General features: G+C 65.3%; 14 protein-coding genes. 9 read left to right on the top strand and 5 right to left on the bottom strand.

Annotation, left to right across the window (positions count from 1 at the left end):
* Positions 1-185: 185 nt before the first annotated feature.
* Together ACYQ00_RS15885 and ACYQ00_RS15880 are read left to right on the top strand one after the other, a co-directional pair.
* Positions 186-554, top strand: coding sequence for a hypothetical protein (locus tag ACYQ00_RS15885; protein ID WP_460033081.1), 369 nt, complete (start codon positions 186-188; stop codon positions 552-554).
* Between the two features lie 191 nt (positions 555-745).
* Entirely contained in the window at positions 746-1,477 is a 732-nt protein-coding gene (locus tag ACYQ00_RS15880; protein ID WP_460033080.1) for a S1C family serine protease, read from the top strand.
* Positions 1,478-1,573: 96 nt separating this feature from the next.
* Here the strand turns inward: ACYQ00_RS15880 and ACYQ00_RS15875 are convergent, their stop codons facing one another.
* The 3 genes from ACYQ00_RS15875 to ACYQ00_RS15865 all read right to left on the bottom strand — a co-directional run bounded on the left by ACYQ00_RS15875 (position 1,574) and on the right by ACYQ00_RS15865 (position 5,914).
* Positions 1,574-1,921 carry a hypothetical protein gene (locus tag ACYQ00_RS15875; protein ID WP_460033079.1) on the bottom strand — a complete coding sequence of 116 codons (348 nt, stop codon included), beginning with the start codon at positions 1,919-1,921 and terminating at the stop codon, positions 1,574-1,576.
* 142 nt (positions 1,922-2,063) lie between these two features.
* Positions 2,064-3,398, bottom strand: a complete 1,335-nt coding sequence (locus ACYQ00_RS15870; protein WP_460033078.1) for a radical SAM protein — start codon at positions 3,396-3,398, stop codon at positions 2,064-2,066.
* On the bottom strand, positions 3,395-5,914 hold the full coding sequence (locus ACYQ00_RS15865) for a glycosyltransferase (protein ID WP_460033077.1): 2,520 nt from the start codon (positions 5,912-5,914) through the stop codon (positions 3,395-3,397). Before ACYQ00_RS15865 ends, ACYQ00_RS15870 begins: the two co-directional genes overlap by 4 nt.
* A 290-nt stretch (positions 5,915-6,204) precedes the next feature.
* On the opposite strand from ACYQ00_RS15865, the gene ACYQ00_RS15860 reads away from it, so the two are divergent.
* From ACYQ00_RS15860 to phnW, 6 genes are all read left to right on the top strand, one after another.
* The gene (locus ACYQ00_RS15860) at positions 6,205-7,245 is read left to right on the top strand and encodes a putative 2-aminoethylphosphonate ABC transporter substrate-binding protein (RefSeq protein ID WP_460033076.1); all 1,041 of its coding nucleotides are present in this window, start codon (positions 6,205-6,207) and stop codon (positions 7,243-7,245) included.
* 97 nt (positions 7,246-7,342) lie between these two features.
* Entirely contained in the window at positions 7,343-8,494 is a 1,152-nt protein-coding gene (locus tag ACYQ00_RS15855) for a putative 2-aminoethylphosphonate ABC transporter ATP-binding protein (RefSeq protein ID WP_460033075.1), read from the top strand.
* Positions 8,491-10,284, top strand: a complete 1,794-nt coding sequence (locus ACYQ00_RS15850) for a putative 2-aminoethylphosphonate ABC transporter permease subunit (RefSeq protein WP_460033074.1) — start codon at positions 8,491-8,493, stop codon at positions 10,282-10,284. Before ACYQ00_RS15855 ends, ACYQ00_RS15850 begins: the two co-directional genes overlap by 4 nt.
* Positions 10,281-11,111: a phosphonoacetaldehyde hydrolase gene (gene phnX / locus ACYQ00_RS15845; RefSeq protein ID WP_460033073.1), complete on the top strand. Its 831-nt coding sequence runs from the start codon at positions 10,281-10,283 to the stop codon at positions 11,109-11,111. The genes ACYQ00_RS15850 and phnX overlap by 4 nt, the downstream gene beginning before the upstream one ends.
* Before the next feature lie 15 nt (positions 11,112-11,126).
* Complete coding sequence (gene pbfA, locus ACYQ00_RS15840) at positions 11,127-12,500, top strand: (R)-1-hydroxy-2-aminoethylphosphonate ammonia-lyase (RefSeq protein WP_460033072.1); 1,374 nt, start codon at positions 11,127-11,129, stop codon at positions 12,498-12,500.
* A 38-nt stretch (positions 12,501-12,538) separates the two neighbouring features.
* On the top strand, positions 12,539-13,678 hold the full coding sequence (gene phnW / locus ACYQ00_RS15835; protein ID WP_460033071.1) for a 2-aminoethylphosphonate--pyruvate transaminase: 1,140 nt from the start codon (positions 12,539-12,541) through the stop codon (positions 13,676-13,678).
* A gap of 85 nt (positions 13,679-13,763) precedes the next feature.
* On the opposite strand, the gene ACYQ00_RS15830 is transcribed toward phnW, so the two are convergent.
* Positions 13,764-14,798 (bottom strand): AIM24 family protein, encoded by a 1,035-nt coding sequence (locus ACYQ00_RS15830; RefSeq protein WP_460033070.1) that lies wholly within the window; start codon positions 14,796-14,798, stop codon positions 13,764-13,766.
* 37 nt (positions 14,799-14,835) lie between these two features.
* Positions 14,836-15,570, bottom strand: a complete 735-nt coding sequence (locus ACYQ00_RS15825) for a DUF533 domain-containing protein (protein WP_460033069.1) — start codon at positions 15,568-15,570, stop codon at positions 14,836-14,838.
* Positions 15,571-15,688: 118 nt separating this feature from the next.
* Between ACYQ00_RS15825 and ACYQ00_RS15820 the strand changes: the two genes are divergently transcribed.
* Positions 15,689-16,528 (top strand): hypothetical protein, encoded by an 840-nt coding sequence (locus ACYQ00_RS15820; RefSeq protein WP_460033068.1) that lies wholly within the window; start codon positions 15,689-15,691, stop codon positions 16,526-16,528.
* Positions 16,529-16,530: the final 2 nt, after the last annotated feature.

Raw genomic sequence — 16,530 nt, 5'->3', positions numbered from 1 at the left:
GATGGCACGTGACCCGCCGGAGGGCAAGGCCTGGAGGCGGAAAATCCCGGCGGCCGAAGCAGTTGGGCTGTCGCAGGGCACTTTTTTTCACAGCCGGGCATTGACCCGCCCGGTGCAGACCGGTACAGCCAGGGAGACTCCCCCATTTTCCCGGATGGCATATCCGGTTTTTTCAGGAGCACGCCATGCATTCTCGCATCATTTCCCGTCTTGCGGCCCGGCCCATCCGCGCCGTCACACTGACTCTGAGCCTGACCCTTGGGGTGGGGCTGGCCATGACATTCCCTCTCCCTGCCGAAGTTCTGGCCCAGCAGCTGACGGCAACCACCTCTGTGGATCGGGTCTTCGAAGCCGATGGCGCCGTACAGTTCACTTCACCCATGGGTGTCTGGCAACTGGATTACGAGGCCGGCGTCGAGGCCAACACCAAGGCCCTGGCCACCTTGCAGCGCCTGGCCGGCACGGGGCAGACCATCACCTTCACCTATTTTACCGACGGGGCAGCCCGAATTCTGACCAAATCCTCCGTGGCCAAGCTGGCCTGGATGCAGTAGCCCTGACGCGAGTGCGCCGGCCGGTGCTGTCCCGGCCGGCGCCGTTGCGCCAGACCGGGTTCTTTCGTATAGTGGATTGGCGCGTTGCAGTGGCAACGTGCCTGCCCGCCCATATTCCGCCTCATGCCCCGTTCCTGGTCCTGTTCCAGGTCCTGCCGGGCGCATTTCGGCGTCCACCACGGGAGAGTACCATGCCTACCCCCCCTTGCCTGCACCGCCCCAATCTGGCCATGTTCCTGTGCACGATGGCGTTGCTCGGCGTTTTTGCCGGCATCGCGTATGGCATCGACGCCCAGAGCCTCTTCCAGCGCTCCGGGCCCTCGGTGGTTGTGGTGGTGGGCAAGGATAGCGCGGGGCGGGATGTGTCCCTCGGCTCTGGCTTTTACGTGCAGAACAATCTGGTGGTGACCAACAATCACGTGGTGGAACGGGCCAGCAGAATTGAGCTGCGCCACGGACAGGAAAAGCCCGTGCCCGTCAAGCGCGTGCGCGCCGTGGACAAGGAAAACGATCTGGCCCTGCTGGAAGTGGCCGCTTCCGGCGAGCCTCTGCCCCTCAAAACCGGGCACCCCAGCGTGGGCGAGGAAGTGCTGGCCATCGGCAACCCCAAGGGGCTGGAGCGGACCATCTCCCCCGGCATCGTCAGCGGCCTGCGCAAGGACAAGCAGGAGCGCATCCGCTACCAGATCACCGCACCCATCTCCCCCGGCTCCTCGGGTGGCCCCATCCTGGATGCCGACGGGGAGGTGATCGGCCTGGCCACCTTTTTTGTGATGGACGGCCAAAACCTGAATTTCGCCGTGCCGTCCTTGTATGTGACGCAGCTGATCAATGGCGGCCGGCCCGCGTCAGATTCCCCAAGCCGCCCCGGCAAACGCATTGAGGTGAAGGAAGACCCTTCCGGTGTGATCACGATTAAATAATCACCCAGGGAGCCTCGTTCACCGAGTCAATAAGGAAGCGCCCCCGAGCCGTGATCTGCCACGGCCCGGGGGCGCTTTTGCACGTTCAGGGAGGAACTATTCCAGCGTGGCGGAGCCGTCACTATGCAACGTGACGGTGGTTACCTTGCGCAGGTCCAGATTGCTGAAAGTCACCTGCGTCCCATCACCGTCCACGGCGGCCAGATCCCAATTATTGGCGCTGCCGGAAATAGTAATCTGTACGCCCTCATCTGGCTCCAACACATCATCCCCCATCAAGTCTTCTCCCCAGTTGTTGGATTCGCTGGGCGAAAGCATGATGGAGTGAATGTCAAAGTCGGTGCCGTTCATGATCACCACTTGCTTTGCCAGAGCCACGCTGGCAAAAGCCAACACCATCACGATTGCCAGGATGGCACGGCACAGCATTCCTGAATGTTTCATCTCGGTTCCCCAATACGCGCTTGGTCACAGTGTTTAACGCCAGACGAGATGCCTACATCTATCAGTAAATACAACTATTCCAGACATCTCTGTACCGGAAAAACACGTTTCTGACAATACGCAATCGAGGTTGCTGCACCTGTCAGGGACAACCACCCGCGCACCTGCCTTCGGCACGCCTCCAGGCCGCCAGTGCCTCCTGGTTTGGCGGGACGGTGGCGTCGAAGAAGCCGCAGGCCTTGTAGTAGCGCAGGTCCTCCCACCAGGTGCGGGCCATTTCCGGGTCCTGCCGCAGGCGGGACAGGGTCCGCAGGGGATGGCGCAGGCCGTCCACCAGCGGTCCCAGAAGCTCCGAGGGGTCGCGGAAACATTCCCAGTCGCAGCGCGTGCAGTCCGGCGCAGCCGCCAGATCCTCCAGCTTCAAGTCCCAGAACTTGCCCAGGTTCTCCTCCCCACGGTAGCCGCAGGGGTAGGTGTTCAAATCCTTGGCATCCACAAAAAAGAAGTCGATGCCGCCCCGGCAGGGATAGGCCGTACGTTCGCCGCGTTCGTACTGCCGGATGAGGGCCAGCAGCGAGGCGCGCGGCGAAAAAATGCGCAACAGGTGCCGCCGCCGAGGAATCACATCGTACAACGCCTTGAACAACTGCACTTTTTCCTGAGGGGTAAAGCGAATCATGTCCGCGCCGGAGGTGGCCGTGTACACGGCGGCGTCTTCGGCCTCGGCTTCGGGCAGGCTCATGGGGTAGCAGGCATTGGCCATGGTGAAGCCAAGCTCGGCCACGGTATCATAAAATCGCTCAAAGGCGGCCACGGCATGGGCATGAAACTCGGCCGGAGGGGCAGGATGCAGGTAACGCGCGCCCAGGCCGCCGGTGCTGCGGTTGATGCCCAGATTGGCCGCCGGGTACAGGCCGGCGGCATGGAAGCGTGGCAGGGCCTTGCGGATGCCGGCCACCACGCCGGGCAGGCCCCGGTTGCCCTCGTGGGCCTCGGCCTCGGCGGAATCCAGACTGATCCAGAAGGTGTTGATGGCGCTACGGGCCAGCGTCTCGGCCACGCGGTCAATTTTATCCAGAAAATCAGGAGCTTCGTGATTGCGGAAGATGAAGCCGTTGGTGCCGGTGCGGATATAGCGGATGCCCTGGGCCCGGGCGTAGTCGGCCAGGGCGGGGATGTCTTTGAGATAGAGCAGGGGCTCGCCGCCGGTAAAGGAGATGGCCTGTACGCCACGGGCGGCCATGGCGTCGATGAGCCGGCGGGCGGCGTCCGGCCCCATGGTGGAACGGGGGAAGACATTGTCCACGCGCATGCCGCACTGGGCGCAGGCGGCGTTGCAGCGGTCCGTGTACTGGATGACCACCTGACCGGGCACCCGGCCGCGCCAGAAGGCGGCCAGGGTGGAGAGCACAGGTGGGGCGGGACGGGTGGAACGAACGGCAGGATCTGCGGTGCGGGAGCAGGAAGGGAGGATCATTGCGGGAATTTATCCTGGGCTGATGCGTGGATGCAGGTCTCGGCGCCGTAGAGGGCAAAGGCCTGGTCAAAGGCCCTGGCCGAGGAGCGGGCTTCCATGGCCTTGCGGGCGCTGGCGCCCATGGCGCGCAGGGCCTGGGGATCGGCGGTCAATTCCACCAAGGCCGTGGCCAGGGCGGTGGCGTCTCCAGCCTGGACGATGCGGCCGGTGACGCCATCTTCCACATTCTCCTGGGGGCCGCCGCGATCGGTCACAATCACCGGCAGTCCCGAGGCCTGGGCTTCCAGCACCACCTTGCCGAAGGTGTCCGTGCTGGAGGGGAAGACAAAGAGATCCGAGGAGGCATAGGCCGCGGCCAGATCGTCTCCTTCCAGAATGCCGGTAAAGAGGCAGGGCGTGCCCTGCATGGCGGCTTCCATCTCGGCGCGGTAGGGGCCATCACCCACCAGCACCAGTTCCAGCTGTGCAGCCAGACCCTCGCGCTGCAGCAGAGCCTTCCAGGCCTGGGTCAGCAGATGGAGATTTTTTTCCTTGGAGATGCGGCCCACGTAGAGCAGCCGCAAGGGCTGTTCCGGGTGCTGCCGCCCGGCGTAGCGGTCGAAGAAGCCGTTGCGCTTGGCCGGGGTGAAGCGCAGGGTGTCCACCCCGCGGGGGTAGAGGGTGATCTTGTCCCGATGCACACCCTTGGCCCCCAACTCTTCCCCGAAGGCGGCGGAAGGCACGTAGACTTTATCCATTTGGTTGTAATACCAGACCATCGCCTTCCACATCAGGTCTTCCATGCTCTCGTCGCCGGTCAGGGTCATGGCGTACTGGGGCAGGGCCGTGTGGTAGGTGCCCGAGATGGGCAGCTTGAGAGTCCGGGCGATGAGCAGCGCGGCCACGCCGATGGGGCCTGGAGTTGCCGAGTGGATGTGCGTGAACTCGTTCTCGTACACGTAAGCCAACATTTCCAGGAACGGCGGGTAAAAGAGCTTGAGTTCCGGATACTCGGGCAGCTCGTAGCGGCCGATGGGCTTGAAGTTCTGCACACCGGGACCGGAGGCGAGGCCATCGTGCATGGTGGTGCAGCCGGGATCGCAGGTGATCACCGTGTAGCGCTTGCCCGTGGCCTGGGCCAGACGGACCTGCTCCTGCAGGGTCATGGCCACGCCATTGGTTTCGAAAAAGGTATCCGTAAAATGGGCGATGTTCGGCTGCGTGCCCGCATCGCCCGCGCCCTTGAACCGGGTCAGGGCCTTGCGGCAGAAAACGCGGTCCTTGGTGAAGACGGAATAGCTCACAAAGTACGGCGCCAGCATGGTGTACAGGGTTCCGGCCGAGGCCAGGCCCTGGAAGATCTGGAACACATCCGCATTAACCACGCGGGTCATGAATTCATCGGCATAGTGTTTGAGCAGCCGGTTGGAGGTGGCCTTGACGTAACGGAACCACTTCTTTTCTGCCTCGCCCCAGGGCATGCGGCAGACCGGCTCCAGGGGCTTGCCGCCAGTGCGGGCGTAGAATTCCTCCTCGGCAAAGGCGCGGATCAGGGCATGGGTTTCCCGCGGCGGCCCTTTCTCGCGCAAGCCGCCCAGCCCGGCCACGGTCCTGGCTGCGGCGCGGCATACGTTGCGCGTTTTGCGGAAGAGACCATCCACGGGCGTGGCCGCCGAAGGCAGCGGTGCGAGAAAATGATCCAGAAAGGTCAGGAACCGGTCCTTGTGGACGAGTTTGTCCAGATTCGACTTGGACTTGTAGAATTGATAGCCGATCCCATACAGGGTGTGGGCCAGTGTTTTGGGGTTGGAATACACGCCTACGGGCTGGCTGCGTCCGGCCTTCAGGCCCAGGAAGAAGGCCTCCAGCGTGTCCGGGCCTTCGATCTGGGTAAAGGTCCGGGCCACGTGCAGGCCGCTATGGTCATCTGAGCCACCCACCAGATGCTTGTGCCAGGGGGCGTGGTCCGTGGGGTCGTAGCGCGGGTCCAGGTCGTGTTTGTTGGCCAGTTCGTCGAGCAGCGCCGGGGTCAGCAGGGCCAGGATGGCCTTGACGCTGTTGTTCTGCATGCCATCGCGGGTGCCGTTGACCTCGAAGGTTTTGAAGAGCACCAGCAGCTTTTCCAGGTGGGCAATGGTCAGCCGGTCGTTAACGGCATAAAGGGGATGGGCCAGGGCGTGGGCTATGCCCGAGGCACGCAGATAGGCCGTCAGCTCATAGATGTTGCGGCGGACTTTCTGGATGTCCTCATGCTGGGCCTCGGTGATGTTCCAGGAGAGGACATGCACCTTGCAGCCATCCTCTGGAAAATGGGCGGTGATTTCCTCGGAAAGAAAGGTGTCCGGCAGATGGGCGATGGCCAGGCTGCCGCCGAGGGTGTTGTGGTCGGTCACCGTCACCTTGTGCATGCCGCGCAACTTGCAGAGTTCGTAGACTACAACGGGGTCCACGAAACTCTCCGGTGCGCCAAGCTTGCGCAGGGCCCATTGGGAGGGGCGGTCCGAGTATCTGGAATGGACGTGCAGATCGATTTTCATGGCAGCTCCGGGGGGGAAGCACGCAGGGGGCTCGTTGCGGGGGCGCATACATCGCCAAGGATGCAATAGGCACGCTGGATGACGAATCGATGACGAATGCCGGCCGTTTTGGTGACGTCTTGACCATTGCATGACTTCGTCTCTTCTGGCGTTGCATCTGGCACGACACGTCACCGGAGTGACACCAAGGCGACACGAGCCTGTCACGCGCACCTGCCACAAGGGAACACGATCCGTTCGTCCACTCACTCTTCACGCTCACCGCACGTTGCGCCTTACGGAGGCCTGCCATGTTCGTTTCGTCGCGTCGCGTCCTGCCCCTGACCCTTGCCCTGATGCTGGCTCTGGGCCTTACCCTCGGGCTGGTCGCCCTGGCCCAGGCCGAGGAAATCCTCGTCTACACCGCCCTGGAAGATGACGAGATCCCCGGCTACCTGGAAGACTTCAAGGCCAAGCACCCGGACATCACCGTGAAGATTGTCCGCGACTCCACGGGCATCATCACTGCCAAGTTCCTGGCCGAAAAGGACAATCCGCAGGCCGACGTGGTCTGGGGCACCGCCGCCACCTCCCTCATGCTCGCCAAGCAGGCCGGCATGCTGGAACCCTACGCCCCCCAGGGTCTGGACAAGGTCCGCCCCACCATGCGCGACACGGCTACCCCCCCGGCCTGGGTCGGCATCAAGGCCTGGATGACCGGCTTCTGCGTCAACACCATCGAGGCCGAAGCCAAGAAGCTGCCCGCTCCCAAGAGCTTTGCCGATCTGATCAAGCCCGAATACAAGGGCCTGCTGGTCATGCCCAACCCCGCCTCCTCGGGCACGGGCTTTCTGACCGTCTCGGCCATTCTGCAGCTCAAGGGCGAGGAAGAAGGCTGGAAGTACCTGGATGCCCTGCATGAAAACATGGCCCAGTACACCCACTCCGGCTCCAAGCCCTGCAAGATGGCTGGCGCGGGCGAGACGGTGATTGGCCTGTCCTTCGGCTACCGCGGCATCATCCAGAAGCAGAAGGGCGAACCCGTGGATACCGTGTTCCCGGCCGAAGGCTCGGGCTGGGATGTGGAAGCCAATGCCCTGGTCAAGAAAAAGACCATCAAGCCCGCGGCCAAGGTCTTTCTGGATTGGGCCATCTCCCAGAGCGTGATGGGCCTGTATGGCAAGGTTTACCCCGTCACTGCTTACGACTCCGGCCAGCCCATCCCCGCCGGCTACCCCGCGGCCCCCGAAAAGCAGATGATCAAGAACGACTTTGACTGGGCCGCCAAGAACCGCGACCGCATCCTTGCCGAGTGGACCAAGCGCTACGACGGCAAGAGCGAAAAGAAGTAACCTCCACCATCCACCCTCCACACCAGCCCGGCGCGGGCCTGCCCCCTTCCCCTCGGGCAGGCCCGCGCCGGCGGCATCCGTGCCGCAAGGAGCCGCCGTGTCCGCTTCGCCCTACCTGCGCGCCGAGGCCGTCACCAAACGTTTCGGCAGTTTCACCGCCCTGCGCGACGTCAGCTTTGCCGCCGGCAAGGGAGAATTCCTGTCCATCCTCGGTCCCAGCGGCTGCGGCAAGACCACACTCCTGCGCGTGGTGGCCGGACTGGAACGTCAGGACCAGGGCGCCATCTTTGTGGAAAATCGTGATGTCTCCGCCCTGCCCGTCTCCCGGCGGCGGGTGGGCATCGTCTTTCAGTCCTATGCCCTCTTCCCCAACCTCACGGCCGAAGAAAACGTGGGCTACGGACTCCGGAACCGCAGGATGGACCGCACCGCCCTCTCCCGCCGGGTGCAGGACCTGCTGGATCTGGTCGGCCTGCCCGGCATGGGCCGCAAGTTCCCGGCCCAGCTCTCCGGCGGGCAGCAACAACGCGTGGCCCTGGCGCGGGCCATGGCCCTTTCCCCGGACCTGCTGCTCCTGGACGAGCCCCTCTCGGCCCTGGACGCCAAGGTGCGCGTGATGTTGCGCAGCGAGATCCGCCAGCTGCAGACCCGCCTGGGCGTGACCACCATCATGGTCACCCACGATCAGGAAGAAGCCCTGACCATGGCTGACCGCATCCTGGTCATGGACCACGGCGAACTCGTCCAGGAAGGACCGCCACACGAAATTTATGAAAAACCGGCCACGCCCTTTGTGGCCTCCTTCATCGGGGCCATGAACTTCCTGCCGCAGGCCGTGCGGGAAAACGGCGCCCAGCTGCGCGCCGGGGCCCTGCTGCTGCAGGTGGGGGATCTGGCCACGGTGGCCGAGGGTGCGGCGGCCACAGTGGCCATCCGCCCCGAGGACATCAAACTGCTGGAAGCCAGATCGCCCGACGCCTCCCCTTCCGCCAGCAAGGCCGACACCGGCCGGGACAATATCTTCGAAGCCCGCGTGAACAGCCTGGAATACCGCGGCTCCCTCTACCGCCTGCACCTCAGGCTGCCCGGAGCTTCCCGCGAGGAACGCGAATGGGCCAGCCTGCACGCTGATGTCCCCGCGGCCGACTGCCGCCGGCTGGGCGTGCGTGAGGCCGATCGCATCCGCGTCCAGCTCCCGGCAGACCGCCTGCACGTCTACCCCGGCCACAGGGAACAGGGCGCGGCATGAACGACGCCGCCCTGGCCATGGAATCCCAGGCCGCTCCTGCGCCATCCGCACCGCGGCCGAACCTGTGGCAGCGTGTGGACGCCGAGCAATGGATCCGCATTGCCTGCATCCTCGGGCTCTGCTTGTGGATGACTGCCGTGGTGGTCCTGCCCCTGGCCAAACTCCTGGGCAAGAGCCTGGAAGCCCAGGACGGCAGCTTCGTCGGTCTGGCCAACTTTGCCGAATATTTCAGCAACCCTGCGTTATGGAACTCCCTGGGCAACTCCGTCCGCGTGGCCTGCTGGACCACGCTCCTGGCCGTGCCCCTGGGCTTTGCCTATGCCTACGCCCTGACCCGCACCTGCCTGCCGGGCAAGGCCGTGTTCCAGGCCGTGAGCATGCTGCCCCTTTTTGCCCCCACCCTGCTCAATGGCATTGCCCTGGTGTATCTGTTCGGCAAAAAAGGACTGGTCACCCAGGGACTCTTCGGCCTGCTGCCCGGCCTGGATATCGGGCTGTACGGCGAGACGGGTATTGTCCTGGCCGAGGCGGTGTACGCCTTTCCCCAGGCCGCGCTCATCCTCACCGTGGCCCTGGGCATGACTGACGCCCGGCTCTACGAAGCCGCCGCCTCCATGGGAGCCTCGCCCTGGCGGACCTTCACCACCGTGACCCTGCCCGGCGTCAAGTACGGGCTCTTCTCGGCCATCATCGTCTGCTTCATCCTGGCCTTCACGGACTTCGGCGCGCCCAAGGTGGTGGGCGGCGGGTTCAACATCCTGGCCACGGACATTTACAAGCAGGTCATCGGCCAGCACAATTTCGTCATGGGCGCGGTGGTCAGCGTGGTCCTGCTCCTGCCCACGGTGGGGGCATTCCTGCTGGACCGCATCGTCCAGCGCCGCCAGACCTCGCAAATCGCCGCGCGGTCCACGCCCCTGGTGCTCACGCCCAGCCCGCTGCGGGACCGCATGGCCCTGGCTTTTTGCGCGGGCATCGCCCTGCTCTTGCTCAGTTTTTACGGCACCGCCCTGCTGGCCGCCCTGGTGAAGGTCTGGCCGTACAACATGGAACTCGGCCTTGGGCATTTCGCCTTCAAAGGCATGGGCGGCGGAGGCTACGCGGCCTTGTGGAACTCCATCCGCATGAGCGCCTTCTCGGCCGTGGTTGGCGCGGGTGTGACCTTCGCCAGCGCCTATCTCATCGAAAAAACACGCGGGCTCAAGGGATTGCGCCAGGGGGCGTATTTCCTGTCCATCATTCCCCTGGCCCTGCCGGGGCTGGTCATCGGGCTGGCGTACATCTTCTTCTTCAACGCGCCCACCCTGCAGCTTCTGGGGCTGACCATCCCCAACCCCTTCAATTTCCTGTATGGCACCATGGGCATCCTGGTGCTCTCGAATCTGGTGCACTTTTATACCGTCAGCTTCCTCACGGCCACCACGGCCCTGAAGCAGCTGGACAAGGAATTCGAGGCCGTCTCGGAATCCATGGCTGTGCCGTTCTACCGCACCGTCTGGCGGGTGACGCTGCCGGTCTGCCTGCCGGCGGTGCTGGAAATCGGCATGTATTATTTCGTGAACTCCATGGCCACGGTTTCTGCGGTGATTTTCCTCTATTCCGCCGACCTGCCCCTGGCCTCCGTGGCCATCGCCAACATGGACGACGCCGGGGACACCGCCCCCGCCGCGGCCATGGCCATGCTGGTGGTGGCCGTGAACATCCTCATCCGCACCCTGTACGTCCTGGCCAGCCGGGGCGTGCAAGCCCGCAGCCGCCGTTGGGCGCTGCGGCAATCCGGAGCCGCATGATGACCCGCCCTTACACTGGCCCCCTGAAAGCCGTGATCCTGGACTGGGCCGGCACCGCCGTGGACCATGGCTGCCTCGGCCCCATGGACGTCTTTGTCCAGGCCTTTGCCCGGCATGATATCCCGGTGAGCGTGGCCGAAGCCCGCATTCCCATGGGCCTGAAGAAGATCGACCATGTCCGCGCCGTGCTGGCCATGCCCGCCGTGGCCGAGCGGTTTGCCGAAATCAAGGGCCATCGCCCCACGGAACAGGACGTCCTGACCATCTATCAGGACACCGAAGCCATGATGGTTGCCGCCATCTCCGGCAATGCCCAGCTCATCCCCGGCCTTCTGGAGGCCGTGGCCGCCTTCCGGGCCATGGACCTGAAAATCGGCACCTCCACGGGCTATACTTCCTCAATGATGGAAATCCTCGTCCCCCTGGCCCGGGAACAAGGCTACACGCCGGATCTCGTCGTCTGCTCCACGGATGTCCCCGCCGGCCGGCCGCATCCCTACATGTGTTACAAGAACGCCCTGCTCCTGGAAGTCTATCCCCTGGAAGCCATGGTCAAAATCGGCGATACCCCCAGCGACGTCGAAGAAGGCCTGAACGCCGGCATGTGGACCATCGCCCTGACCCGCACCGGCAACGAGCTGGGCCTCTCTCTGGCCGAGCTCGCAGCCATGGAGCAGACCGCCCCCGAGGAGCTCGCCGCCCGCCAGACTGACATCGAAGCCCGCTTCCTCGCCCAGGGCGCGCATTACGCGGTCCCAAGCATCGCCGACTGCCCGCCCCTGCTGGAAGCCATCGCCCGCCGCCTCGCCGCCGGGGAACGCCCGTAACAGGGTGAACGCGGCATGAAGGCGCCCGAAATTGATCGCAGCGAAGGGGATGTGAACCTCTCGGACCGCCGCGCTCTCTGGCAGGAAGCCACGCTCTCCGACGCCGCGCGGGAGCTGTTGGCCCGGGATGCGGCCACGTTTCTGCATCAGTCCCTGTCCAGCCCCTGTCTGGATGTGCTGACCGGGGCGGAAGGCAGCGTCCTGATTTCGCACGACGGGCGCGAGATGTTGGATTTTCACGGCAATTCCGTGCACCAGGTCGGCCATGCCCATCCGCGGGTGCTGGAGGCCGTCAAAAATCAGCTGGATTCACTGGCCTTTTGCCCGCGCCGGTTCACTCATGCCGGAGCCGTGGCCCTGGCGGAACGACTGACCGGGATGATGGCCGCCGCCGACCCCCGCGGGGAGCGCTGGAAGCTCCTCCTCGCCCCCGGCGGCGCGCTGGCCGTGGGCATGGCCCTCAAGCTGGCCCGCATGGCCACCGGACGCTTCAAGTTCGTCTCCTGCTGGGGCGCGTTCCATGGGGCGTCCCTGGATGCCATTTCCGTGGGCGGGGAGGCTGTCTTCCGCCAGGGCGTCGGCCCGCTGCTCCCCAACTGCGGCCACGTGCCCGCGCCGGATCCCCGGCACTGCCTGCTCCGGCCCCATGGCGACTATCCTGACGGTGCCGACTGCGCCACCTGCGGCCTGGCCTGCGCTCGTTATCTGGAGGCCGTGTTCGAGCATGAAGGCGACGTGGCCGCGTTCATCGCCGAGCCCATGCGCTGCACCACGGTCTCCCCGCCTCCGCCGGGCTACTGGCCGGCCGTGCGTGAGATCTGTGACCGCCACGGCGTGCTGCTGATCTTTGACGAGATCCCCACCTGCCTGGGCCGCACCGGTCGTTTTTTCTGCTGGGAACACTGGGGCGCGGTCCCGGATCTGCTGCTCCTGGGCAAGGGCCTGGGCGGCGGCGTGGTTCCCCAGGCCGCCCTGCTGGCCCGCGCCAACCTGGACATCGCCGGCCACGCCGCCCTGGGCCATTACACCCACGAGAAGAGTCCCCTGGGTTGCGCGGCCGCCCTGGCCACCCTGGATATCCTCGCCGAAGACAATCTGGTGGCGCGCAGCCGGGCGTTGGGCCTACAGGCGTTGGAACGCCTCCGGGGCATGACCTGCCGCCTGCCCGGCGTGGTCGCCGCGCGCGGGCTGGGGCTACAGCTGGCCCTGGAGCTGGACACCGCTGCACGCGCCGAGGCCGTGCTCTACGATTGTCTGACCCAGGGCCTGTCCTTCAAAATCTCCGCCGGCACGGTGCTGACCCTGGCCCCGCCCCTGACCATTTCCGAAGCCGAGCTGACCCGCGCCCTGGACATCCTTGAGGCGAGCCTGACCCGCTGCAGCGCCTAGCTCCGACGCGCCACACCTTCCTTCCCGCGAGCAATGCCATGAGCACTCTTATGAAGCAGATGGAACTCGACTGCATCCCGGACAATCCCTACCTCCTGCTCACCCCCGGCCCGCTTTCCACCAGCAAACGCGTCCGCGCCGCCCTGTTTCGCGACTGGTGCACCTGGGATGACGACTACAACCACATCGTCCAGTCCATCCGCGCTTCCCTGACCGCCCTGGCCGGCGGCGGACCGGAGCGGCCAGACCTCACTGCCGTGCTCATGCAGGGCAGCGGAACCTTCAGCGTGGAGTCGGTCATCGGCTCGGCCGTGCCCCTGGGCGGCCGGCTGCTGGTGCTGGCCAACGGCGCCTATGGCCGGCGCATCGGGCAAATCGCCACCCGCATGGGCATCTCCCTGCTCGTGCAGGACGATGGCGAGTTGACCCCGCCGGATCAGGCCCGCCTGCGCCAGACCCTGACTGATGATCCAGCCATCACCCACGTGGCCGTGGTCCACTGCGAAACCACCACAGGCATGCTCAATCCCGTGGCGGACATCGGACGGATCGTCAAGGAATTCGGCAAGATTTACATCGTAGACGCCATGAGCAGCTTTGGTGGTATGCCCATGACCATGGATTCCATCCAGGCGGATTTTCTCATCTCCTCGGCCAACAAGTGCATCCAGGGCATTCCGGGATTCGGCTTTGTGGTGGCCCGACGGGAACCGCTGGAGGCCTGCGCCGGGCAGGCGCGGTCTCTCTCACTGGATCTGCATGCCCAGTGGCTGGAAATGGAGCACAAGGGCGGCAAATGGCGCTACACCTCGCCCACCCATGCCGTGCGCGCCTTTGCCGAGGCGCTGGCCGAACTGGAGGACGAGGGCGGCGTGGCGGCGCGGCACGCGCGGTATGTGGAGAACCAGCGCCTGCTCGTGGAGGGCATGGCGCGCCTGGGATTCCAGCCCCTGTTGCCGCGGCCCCTGCAGTCGCCGGTGATAACCGCCTTCCATTCGCCCAAGGTGCCAGGATACGACTTCCGCCGGTTTTACGAGTGCCTCAAGGCCGAAGGCTATGTGATCTACCCTGGAAAAGTGAGCGATGCAGACACATTCCGCATCGGTACCATCGGGCACGTCTTCCCGGCGGATGTGCGGGGCCTGCTGGCAGCAGTGGAGCGGACCATGGAGTGGTAATGCTACGCGAGGCTGGACACCAAAAAAACGGGAGCTGGCAAGCCGGCTCCCGTTTATGTGTTTTTCGGCTCTGTTGCGGCCGGTGTTAGCGTTTGTTGTCCCCGTCCAGCAGGTTGCCAATGGAGCCGAGGACCGACCCCTCCCCGCGGGAGCCGCCGCGCTGGGGGGCGGCCTGGAGCATGCGGCCGGCCAGCCGCGAGAACGGCAGGGACTGCAGCCAGACCCGGCCCGGCCCGCGCAGCACGGCAAAGAACAGGCCTTCGCCGCCAAAGAGCGCCGTCTTGATATTGCCAGCCTGCTGGATGTCGAAATCCACCTGCGGATCAAAGGCCACCACGCAGCCCGTGTCCACGTGCAGCACCTCGCCCGCGGCCAGATCGCGGAACACCACCGTGCCACCAGCATGGACAAAGGCCATGCCGTCGCCCTCCAGCTTTTGCATGATGAAGCCTTCGCCGCCAAAGAGGCCGGTCAGGATGCGCTTCTGGAAGTAAATCCCGATGGCCACGCCGCGGGCAGCGCAGAGGAAGCAGTCCTTCTGGCAAATGAGCGCCCCGCCGGCCTCGGCCAGATTCACGGGAATGATGTTCCCGGGATAGGGGGCGCCAAAGGCGGCCACGGTTTTCTCGTGCCCGCGGTTGGTAAAAATGGTCATGAACATGCTCTCGCCGGTGAGCATGCGCTTGCCCGCGCTCATGAGCTTGCCCATGAACCCGCTGCTGCCTCCTGCCGTGGAGGACGCGGCGGAGCCATCGCCGAAAATGGCCTGCATGTCCACAGCCGGGTCCTTGAACATCATGGCCCCGGCCTCGGCCACCACGGAATCGCCCGGGTCGAGCAGAATCTCCACAAACTGCATTTCCGCGCCCTTGATCTCGTATTCGACCTTGTCCGCCCCGCGGCCAAAGTGCATCCCTGGCGGCGGCGGTGCCACCGGGGCGAGCGGCGCGCCCGGGCCAGGGTCGGCCATCAGCTCGTCCACCTGCTCCATGGGCAGCCAGTCGGCAAAGCCCTCGCGCCAAGCATAGCCGGAGCAGTCTTCGCGGGCGCGGGCGCGGGCCTCCACCAGGCTCATGGGGCCTTCCTGGCTGCCGGCGTAGCTCACATACCAAAGGGACATGCGCGGTTCTCCTTGTGTGGCAGGGAAAAAATGCAACTCATTGCCGCTTCAGGGAGCGGGCGATGGAGGGGTCCAGATGCAGGCGGGCTGCCAGTTCATCCAAGAAGGCATGCTCGGCGGCGGTGTCGGCCACAATGGCCATGCAGGCCGCAGCGTACACGGCCTGGGCCGCCTCGGAGGTCGGGAGCTGGGAGGCCAGGGCCGCAATCTCCGCGGCGCTCTTGGGGGCGGCCAGCTCGCGGTGCAGAAAGGCCGTTTCCTCCGGAGTCAGCTGCAGGGAATCGAGCCCCTGAAAAATGGAGGTGCGCTCCTGACCATCCAGACTGCCATCGGCCCAGGCGGCGGCGATCATGGCCTGCAGGCAGACCACGGCCGCGGGGTCCGGAGCGGCAGGAGCGTCTGGCGACAAAGCCGAGGGTGAGACAGGCGGGGCACTTGGGCGGGCTGGTGACAGCGGTGGCGGCGGCGGTGCGGGAGGCAGGCCCTGCGCGGATGGTGCTGGCGGCACAGGCGGGCGGGACTGGACGCTCCCTCTGGACTGGAGGCTTTCTCCGGGTTCACCCTGCGTCTGCCCCAGGACATGCTCCGCAGCCTCCCAGGCCAGGCCAAGAAGCCCCAGGCCCAAGGCAGCCTTGGACGAAAAAAGGCCCCCTGCGGAGAACAAATCCCCCGCAGGCGCGTTTCCCTTGAGCCCCTGCCGAAGCAGACCGCCCAGGAGCTTTTCCGCATTGAACACGACGTCCTTCCTCCATCCCTTGCCGGCAGCATGCATACTATGATCTGCATTGTTAGCAGCGGTTCTGCAGTCTGTCCAGCACGTCTTCCATGCCGTACAACATAGACAGGACCATCTTTGCAGCGCTGCTATTGTGTGATAGAGTCCCCGCAACATGGCTAACTGTTCATCCATCACGGGTCTTTCCCCGGCCGCATCGTTTCTCCCGCTCGTCTGCGTGCTGGGAGACAACGCCTCTGCCCTGGCCGCCACACTGGAAGCCCTGCATCCCTCCCAGGAACAGGCCGCCTATCCGGTGCTGTTTTGCGGGCATTCCCTTGAACGCGCCCTGGAGTCCCTGCCAGTGCCCGGGCATGCAACCCTGGAGCTGCTGCCCACGCCCCTGGGGCGGACCATCGGGCGCACCTGGCTGGTCATGCATCCCCTGGTGCGCGCGGCGGAATGGGTCATCTTTCTGGATGCCGGCATGCTTCCGCCTCCCGACTGGCTGGGGCATCTGGCCGAGGCCGTGGCCGCCGCGCCGGACGCCCGCAGCTGGGGCTGCCGTGGCACCCGGTTTGGCGCGCTGGGGCTCGATCCCGGCCACCCTCCCCTGCCGGCATCGCCCGACCGTCTGGAAACCACCGCGTTTGCCCTGCGGGGAGTGGAGGAGGACATCTTTGGCCCCTGCGTGCATCCCTGCCTGACCATGCCCGGCGGCTGCCGGCTGTTCCGTGGCGACCGGCTGCAGGAGGATGGCGGCTGGAATCTGGCTTTTTCCGCTGGCTCAGGCCCTGCGGCCGACGTGGAGCGCGACCTGGTTCTGGCGCTGCGCCACGGCCGGCCGGCCTGCGCCTGCCAGCACTCCCTGTGCATCCCGGCCCATGGCGGCCATGCCGCCAGTGCCGACCCCCGCCCCGACGCCTTCAAGCTGGCCCACCGATTTTCCCCAGGGGAGCTGGAAACCCTTGCCATGCTCTCCCGAACATGCCACACGGCCCTGCCCGGAGAGTGAAG

The sequence above is a fragment of the Megalodesulfovibrio paquesii genome (assembly GCF_054653055.1).
The sequence above is the reverse complement of the archived record's forward strand: the minus strand, read 5'-3'. Positions and strand labels throughout refer to the sequence as shown.